This is a genomic window from Chitinimonas sp. (assembly GCF_036568685.1).
Lineage (GTDB): Bacteria > Pseudomonadota > Gammaproteobacteria > Burkholderiales > Chitinimonadaceae > Chitinimonas.
The window spans coordinates 78,433-84,861 of sequence record NZ_DATCSC010000005.1; the positions used below are offsets into that span (position 1 = coordinate 78,433).

Genomic DNA, 6,429 nt, shown 5'->3' on the forward strand with positions numbered 1-6,429 from the left:
TATCAGGCCTCGGCCGTCTCGCTTTGCGAGACGTGGTCGGCCATGCTCTCGGTGATACGGTGCAGTACACCGGAACGCGCTTCCTCCAGCGCCTGTTCCAATGCACAGTAGAAGGCGTAGCGGTCAGCGCCGCCATGGCTCTTTACCACGATGCCACGCAGGCCCAGCAGGCTGGCGCCGTTGTAGCGCCGTGGATCCATGCGATGACGAAAGCTCATCAGCACCGGCATGGCCACCACGGCGATCAGCTTGCGCCACCAGCTCTTGAAGAACTCCTCCTTGAGGAAGGCAGTCAGCATCTTGGCGAGGCCTTCCGAGGTCTTCAACGCCACATTGCCGGTAAAACCGTCGCAGACCACCACATCCACTGTGCCCTTGTAGATGTCGTTGCCCTCCACGTTGCCGTGGAAGTTGAGCTTGGAGGCCTTGAGCAGCTCGGCAGCCTCCTTGACGGTGTCGTTGCCTTTGATCTCTTCAGATCCGATATTGAGCAGGCCGACCGAGGGCTTGTCCTTATGCTGTAGCGCGCCGTAGAGCATGGCACCCATGACACCGAACTGGTACAGCTGCTCGGGAGTGCAATCGACATTGGCCCCCAGGTCCAGCACGCAGCTGGCGCCACGGGTGGTCGGCAGCATCTTGGCGATGGCCGGGCGCTCAATGCCGGGCAACATCTTGAGCACGAAGCGGGCGGTCGCCATCAAGGCGCCGGTATTCCCCGCCGACACGCAGGCATGCGCCTCCCCGGTCTTGACCAGGTTGATCGCCACGCGCATCGACGAGTCTTTCTTGTTCTTGAGAGCGAGTTGCGGCGCCTCGTCCATGGCCACGACCTCGCCGGCATGATGAATGCGCAGGCGGGGGCCGGGTTTGGCATGGCGGGCACGCAGCTCGGCCTCGATGGCATCCTGCAGACCCACCAGCACCACGTTGACGTCGGGATGAGCCTTGAGGAACTTGAGCGCGGCCGGCACGGTGACGTGCGCACCGTGGTCGCCGCCCATAGCATCGATAGAGACAGTGATTTCCATGCAGGGAGCTTACGAGCTACAGCGATTAGCGCCAAGCGCTAGCTTGAAACAAAAAGGCGCGCCCCGTTGGGAGCGCGCCTTTGGCATTGCTTGCCGAAGCAAAGGACAATTACTCGCCCTTGGCCTTGACCACGCGACGACCACGGTAGAAGCCGTTCGGGCTGATGTGGTGACGCAGGTGGGCTTCGCCAGTGCTCGGCTCAACGGCCAGCGCGGGGGCGGTCAGGAAGTCGTGGGCGCGATGCATGCCGCGCTTGGACGGGGATTTTTTGTTCTGTTGAACGGCCATGGTTGTGCTCCTGAATCAAACTCGAAAATAACAAAAACTAGTGTTCGCCGCGCTGCAACTTGCCTTTGAGATCCGCCAGCACGGCAAACGGGTTCGGCTTCTTCGGCACATCGGCCGGTTCTGCCGCCACCTGGGCCTCGCATGCTTCATGCACGGCCGCATAGGGCAACGACAGCAGAATCTCGTCCTCCAGCAGGCTCAAGAGGTCGAACTGTTGTTCGAACAGCAGGCCTTCCAGCTCGTCATCCTCGGCATCGGCCGTCTCCAGGCGGGCTTCATCGGCAAACAGCGTGAAGTGCGTGGCCACGTCCAGATCGAAGTCCACCGCCTTGAGGCAGCGCTGGCACCTGAGCGCCAGATGGCCGGTCAGCCCGAGGTCCAGCGTATAACGCTGGTACTTGTCGGTGCCGCCTACCAGTACATACTCGATCACTTCGCCAGACAGCACTTCTGAAGCGACGCGGGGCAGTTGGGCCAAGGCCAGCTCACCACGCAGGGTACGTTTCAGCCGCGCAAATTCGGCGTTGTCGAAGATGAGGTCGGACATAAACGGTGAATGATATACTCCATCCCCTTGAAACGTCAAAACATATCTACCTTTGCGTGACCGTTCAGCAACGTGACGCACAGGCAGGAAGCTACGCCTCATGTCCACTCCCAAGCTGATCCTCGGTTCCACCTCACGCTACCGCCACGAGCTCTTGAGCCGGCTGGGCCTGCCCTTCGAGGCCGCCGCGCCGGACTGCGACGAAACCCCGCTGCCTGGCGAAACGGCCGCTGAAACCGCCAGCCGCCTGGCTCGCCTAAAAGCCATCTCGCTGGCCGGACGCTATCCCGACGCACTGATCATCGGCTCCGACCAGGTCGCACTCCTCGACGGCCAGCAACTGGGCAAGCCCGGCAACTACGAGCGCGCCTTTGCGCAGCTCGGCGCCATGCGCGGCCGGACCATTGTCTTCCATACCGCCCTGGCGCTGCATAACAGTGCCAGTGGCCGTACCCAGGAGCGCGTCGTGCCCTGGCAGGTGCGCATGCGCAACTACAGCGTAGCTGAAATCGACACCTATCTGCGACGTGAAGAACCCTATGACTGTGCCGGTAGCGCCAAGACCGAGGGCCTGGGGGTGGCCATGATAGACGCCATGGAAGGCAGCGACCCGGCCGCCATCATCGGCCTGCCGCTGATCGAGCTATGCCATATGTTGCGTGCCGAAGGCTGGAGCCTGCCATGAGCCACGGCACCCTCTACCTGGTCCCCGCTCCACTGGGCGACGACAGCCCACTCGACGCCATCCTGCCCGCCGACGTGCGCAGCACCGCCAACCGGATCGGTCATTGGATAGTCGAGAACGCCAAGACGGCGCGGCGCTTTCTGAAGCTGTACGGGCCGGAGCGCATGATGGCCGAGCTCGCCATGCAGGAACTGAACGAGCACACCAAGGATGCGGAACTGAAGGCCCTGCTGGCGCCTTTGCTCGCCGGCCAGGACGTGGGCCTGATCTCGGAGGCCGGCTGCCCCGGCGTGGCGGACCCCGGCGCCAATCTTGTGCGCCTGGCCCACCAGCAAGGCATACGCGTGGTCCCCCTGGTCGGCCCCTCTTCCATCCTGCTTGCGCTGATGGCCTCAGGCGCCAGCGGACAGCGCTTCCGCTTTCATGGCTATCTGCCGGTTGAAGCCGGGCCGCGCCTGGAACGGCTGCGGGAGCTGGAGCGCGACTCCGCCAAGCTGGACGAAGCGCAGCTATTTATCGAAACACCCTACCGCAACGACGCCATGGTCGACGCTGTGCTGCAAGCCTGCCGCCCCACTACCCAGCTGACCGTGGCGCGCGACCTGAGCTGCAACGATGAACTGGTCGTCTCCCAACCACTATCACGTTGGAAGAGCCAGCCACGACCGGAGCTCAAGAAACGCCCGGCCATGTTTGTGCTCTATGCTGGTAAGTAACACTACCCTTATATAGATAAGAGAAGCTGCAAACTCCCATGCCCCTGCTTATCCTGCTCGCCATTCTTGTCCTGGCCCTGGTCTATCTGGTCATGCTCTACAACCAGTTGGTCGCACTCAAGCACAATGTGGTCAAGTCCTGGTCCAATATCGACGTACTGCTCAAGCAGCGGCATGAGGAACTGCCCAAGCTGGTCGAGACTTGCAAGCAATACGCCCAGTTCGAGCAAGCCACCCTGACCCGGGTGATGGAAGCACGTGCCGCCGTGGCCAGCGCCCGTGAGCTGCACGACCTGGGCCAGCTCGGCCAGGCCGAAACCCGTCTGCGCGCCAGCCTGGGCAACCTGATCGCTACCGTCGAGGCCTACCCAGAGCTCAAGACCAATGAGCACTACCAGCATCTGATCCAGCGCATCACCGGGCTGGAAGACGCGATTGCCGACCGCCGCGAGTTCTACAACGAGGCAGTGAATATCAACAATGTGCGCATCGAGCAGTTCCCGGACGTGCTCCTGGCCAAAGTATTCACGTTCCCGAGCGCACAACCCTTGCAGTTCGCCAGTGAAGAGAAGCGCGACGTCGATATGAAGGCCCTGTTCCATTGATTGTTCGGTGGCCGTCCAAGCCGGTCACCTCGCCACCATGTCGCACCACTTCCTGATTGCACACTGGCGTCGCCTGCTAACCGCCGCGGCCTGGCTACCCCTGCTGTACCTGACCCACCGGCTGGAGCACTGGACCTTCAAGGCCATGCTGGCACTGACCACTCTCTTGAGCCTGTGGGCCTGGATGCGCGACTGGCGACGCTATCGCACCATAGCCGGCACACCCACCTCGCGCATCGCCTCGGCCGCACAGGGCTATGTGGAGCTGTTCGGCCGCGGCCGTCATGCAGGCCAGCCGGTGTACTCGCCGCTGACCGGTCTGCCCTGCCTGTGGTACCGGGTGGAGCGATTGGGCAAGACGCGCCAAGGCCAGCTGATTGAGCTTGGCAAGCCCGCTCGCCGTGGCCAGCACTACCAGTTGCAGCACCAAGGGTATAGCTGGCTCAAGCAGCGCAGCCAGAGCGATGCGCCCTTCCTGCTGGAGGATGGCAGCGGCAGTGCATTGATCGACCCGGCGCACGCCGAGATCATCACCAGCCGCTATAGCGAGCATGTGCAGGAAGGCTACCGCTACGGCGAGTGGCTATTGCTCGAGCATGACCAGCTCTACACCCTAGGCGAGCTCGCCAGTCTGCGCGCCAGTGAGCAGGCGCCTGCCCTACGGGCCGCGGTGGCCGCCCGGCTGGCAGAATGGAAGCTCGACCCGACCGCCTTGCTGGCCCGCTACGACCGGGACGGCAATGGCGAGATCGACGCCGTCGAATGGGAAGCCGTGCGCGCCGATGCCGAACGCGAGGTGCTGGCCGAGCGCCGCCAGCAGACACTGGAGCCCGCCCGCCATACGCTGCGCCGGCCAGGTGATGGCCGCCCCTTTCTGATTGCCAACCAGCCACCGGAGCGATTGGCCAAACGCCACCGGCACTGGGCCTGGCTGCAGCTGCTGCTGGCACTGGGCGCGCTGATTGCCTTGCTATGGCTCAGTCTCAACCCACCCCATCCGGCGCCCGCTCCTACCGAGTTCGAGACCCAGGCGCCGGACGACGAGTAGAATCCGCTCCCAAGACAGACCCCAGCGGCCATGCCGCACCCGCACCAGGCTCAGACCATGATGAAAATAGCCGTCGCCCAATTCAACGCCACCGTCGGTGACCTTGCCGGCAATACCGACCAGGTCATCAAACTGATCGCCGAGGCCCGTGCCGCGCGCGCCGACATCCTGCTGGTGCCGGAACTCACCATCGCCGGCTACCCACCCGAGGATCTGCTGCTACGCCCCAGCTTCTACCAAGCCTGCAACGAGCAGATGGATCGCTTGCTGGATGCCGCCGATGACGTGACCCTGGTGGTCGGCCACCCCATGCAGATCGGCCAGGAACGCTTCAATATGGTCACCGTGATGCGCGATGGAAACATCGTGGCGCGTGGTCAGAAGATGGTCCTGCCCAATAACGAAGTTTTCGACGAATGCCGCTACTTCACCCCCGGCGCCACGCCTTGCGTCTATGAGCAGCGCTGCCATGACGGCAGCGTGGTGACCGTGGGCGTGCCGATCTGCGAGGACATCTGGCATGTGGAGCCGGCCTCGGAAGCCGCCGAGATGGGCGCTCAGATCCTGCTGGTACCCAATGCCTCGCCCTACCATATGGGCAAGGAAGGCGTACGTCAGGAGATCGTACGTCAGCGCATAGAAGAGACCGGCCTGCCGGTGGTCTATTGCAACTGGGTGGGCGGCCAGGACGAACTGGTCTTCGACGGCGGCAGCTTTGCCATGAACCGCGAAGGCGAGCTGGTCGCCCAGCTACCCAGCTTCGAGGTCGCCACCGGCTACCTCGAATTTGCCGAAGGCGACATCCTGCCCGGCGAGATTGCACCACAGCCCAACCTGGAGGCGGCGGTCTACCAGGCCCTGACGCTGGCGACCCGAGATTACATCCAGAAGAATGGCTTCCCCGGCGCCATCATCGGCCTCTCTGGCGGAGTGGACTCCGCCCTGACCCTGGCGATCGCCGTCGACGCGCTCGGCGCCGACAAGGTACGTGCGGTGATGATGCCCACCCGCTTTACCGCCCAGATCAGCCTCGACGACTCGCGCGAGATGATCCGCCGGCTGGGTGTGCAGTACGACGAGATCAGCATCGAACCGCTGTTCGAGCAATTCACCAACACCCTGGCACCGCAGTTCGCCGGCCTGCCGGTGGACGCGACCGAAGAAAATCTGCAGAGCCGCATCCGCGGCGTGATCCTGATGGCGCTCTCCAACAAGAGCGGCCGGCTGGTGCTGACCACCGGTAACAAGTCGGAGATGACCACCGGCTACGCCACACTCTATGGCGATATGGCCGGCGGTTATGCCGTACTGAAGGACATTGCCAAGACCCTGGTCTACCGACTCGGCCTCTACCGCAACAGCCTCGCCGAGATCATTCCCGAGCGCATCATCACTCGCCCGCCTTCGGCCGAATTGCGCGATAACCAGGTGGACCAGGACAGCCTGCCGCCCTATGACATCCTCGACGCCATCATGGAACGCTACGTGGAACGCAACGAGTCCATGGC

8 protein-coding genes are annotated in these 6,429 nt (G+C 63.2%); 5 read left to right on the top strand and 3 right to left on the bottom strand.

The window, feature by feature from the left end; all coding sequences use genetic code 11:
* Positions 1-2 precede the first annotated feature (2 nt).
* The 3 genes from plsX to VIM95_RS00865 form a co-directional block, all read right to left on the bottom strand.
* Positions 3-1,031 carry a phosphate acyltransferase PlsX gene (gene plsX, locus VIM95_RS00855; protein ID WP_331981668.1) on the bottom strand — a complete coding sequence of 343 codons (1,029 nt, stop codon included), beginning with the start codon at positions 1,029-1,031 and terminating at the stop codon, positions 3-5.
* A 109-nt stretch (positions 1,032-1,140) separates the two neighbouring features.
* Positions 1,141-1,320 carry a 50S ribosomal protein L32 gene (gene rpmF, locus VIM95_RS00860; protein WP_099405109.1) on the bottom strand — a complete coding sequence of 60 codons (180 nt, stop codon included), beginning with the start codon at positions 1,318-1,320 and terminating at the stop codon, positions 1,141-1,143.
* Positions 1,321-1,357: 37 nt separating this feature from the next.
* Positions 1,358-1,867 (bottom strand): YceD family protein, encoded by a 510-nt coding sequence (locus tag VIM95_RS00865; protein ID WP_331981682.1) that lies wholly within the window; start codon positions 1,865-1,867, stop codon positions 1,358-1,360.
* Between the two features lie 100 nt (positions 1,868-1,967).
* Between VIM95_RS00865 and VIM95_RS00870 the strand changes: the two genes are divergently transcribed.
* The 5 genes from VIM95_RS00870 to VIM95_RS00890 all read left to right on the top strand — a co-directional run.
* A complete protein-coding gene (locus tag VIM95_RS00870) occupies positions 1,968-2,552 on the top strand; it encodes a Maf family protein (RefSeq protein ID WP_331981685.1) in 585 nt (194 codons plus the stop codon).
* Positions 2,549-3,268 carry an SAM-dependent methyltransferase gene (locus tag VIM95_RS00875; protein WP_331981688.1) on the top strand — a complete coding sequence of 240 codons (720 nt, stop codon included), beginning with the start codon at positions 2,549-2,551 and terminating at the stop codon, positions 3,266-3,268. Before VIM95_RS00870 ends, VIM95_RS00875 begins: the two co-directional genes overlap by 4 nt.
* Before the next feature lie 38 nt (positions 3,269-3,306).
* Positions 3,307-3,873, top strand: a complete 567-nt coding sequence (locus VIM95_RS00880) for a LemA family protein (protein WP_331981691.1) — start codon at positions 3,307-3,309, stop codon at positions 3,871-3,873.
* A 7-nt stretch (positions 3,874-3,880) separates the two neighbouring features.
* Entirely contained in the window at positions 3,881-4,921 is a 1,041-nt protein-coding gene (locus VIM95_RS00885) for a hypothetical protein (protein ID WP_331981694.1), read from the top strand.
* Positions 4,922-4,978: 57 nt separating this feature from the next.
* Positions 4,979-6,429 (top strand): NAD+ synthase (locus VIM95_RS00890; protein ID WP_331981697.1); only part of this gene is annotated, 1,451 nt, incomplete at its 3' end.

Excerpts from the sequence above, each read along its gene's own strand:
- plsX (WP_331981668.1), bottom strand. The coding sequence starts at position 1,031 with ATGGAAATCACTGTCTCTATCGATGCTATGGGCGGCGACCACGGTGCG.
- rpmF (WP_099405109.1), bottom strand. The coding sequence starts at position 1,320 with ATGGCCGTTCAACAGAACAAAAAATCCCCGTCCAAGCGCGGCATGCAT.
- VIM95_RS00865 (WP_331981682.1), bottom strand. The coding sequence starts at position 1,867 with ATGTCCGACCTCATCTTCGACAACGCCGAATTTGCGCGGCTGAAACGT.
- VIM95_RS00870 (WP_331981685.1), top strand. The coding sequence starts at position 1,968 with ATGTCCACTCCCAAGCTGATCCTCGGTTCCACCTCACGCTACCGCCAC.
- VIM95_RS00875 (WP_331981688.1), top strand. The coding sequence starts at position 2,549 with ATGAGCCACGGCACCCTCTACCTGGTCCCCGCTCCACTGGGCGACGAC.
- VIM95_RS00880 (WP_331981691.1), top strand. The coding sequence starts at position 3,307 with ATGCCCCTGCTTATCCTGCTCGCCATTCTTGTCCTGGCCCTGGTCTAT.